The sequence below is a fragment of the Bacillus sp. P4_D3 genome (assembly GCF_056401855.1).
Genome location: NZ_JBFUIN010001116.1, coordinates 1 through 806 on the forward strand (window position 1 = coordinate 1; position 806 = coordinate 806).

Here is an 806-nt window from a genome sequence, read left to right on the forward strand (position 1 = left end):
TAAATAGCAAACTATTTTTTTACTTTGTTACAATATTAAAATACTTATTACAATTCCCTTCTAAAACTTACAAATACATGCAAAGTATTGCGATGTTATATTTTAAAATTTATAGTATACTGAATTATTATTTAGATTTTTCAAATAAATATATTGAAGGTGAAACAATGTTTTATGTAAAACAACTACTACATTTTACTTATGAACAAGCGTTATCCTGTTTGTTCCCAGTCGTTATTTTTTTAACACTAGCCCTATCAAAAATCATTTCTATCCCAGGGTTATATCGCTATGATTTCATACTCATCGTATGTCTTCTTATGCAATATATAATGTATAAAACGGGACTTGAAACGAAAGACGAATTAAAAGTAATTACTGTTTTTCACCTTATCGGACTTCTACTAGAAATATATAAAGTGCATTTTGGATCATGGAGTTATCCTGAGGAGGCGTATTCAAAAGTTTTAGGTGTTCCGCTATACAGTGGTTTTATGTATGCGAGTGTCGCAAGTTACATATGCCAGGCGTGGAGAAGATTGCATTTGCAAATGTATTATTGGCCAAAGGCTATTTTTGCTGTGCCGTTAGGAGCTATGATTTACTTCAATTTTTTCACACATCATTTTCTATATGACTTTAGATGGGTATTAACTTTACTATTATTCATTATTTTCTTTCGGACATTTGTGGGATTTTCATTACAAGGCGTTACATATAAAATGCCGCTCGTACTTTCCTTTTTCCTTATCGGATTCTTTATTTGGATTGCAGAAAACATCGCAACATTTTTCGGAGCATGGCAA

The 806-nt window shown here is 31.1% G+C and carries 1 protein-coding gene; it reads left to right on the top strand.

Going from position 1 to position 806, the window contains the following annotated elements; genetic code table 11:
- Positions 1–167: 167 nt before the first annotated feature.
- Positions 168–806, top strand: a 639-nt coding sequence (locus tag AC1DTM_RS29680) for a DUF817 domain-containing protein (RefSeq protein WP_477001612.1), incomplete at its 3' end; no start/stop codon positions are given.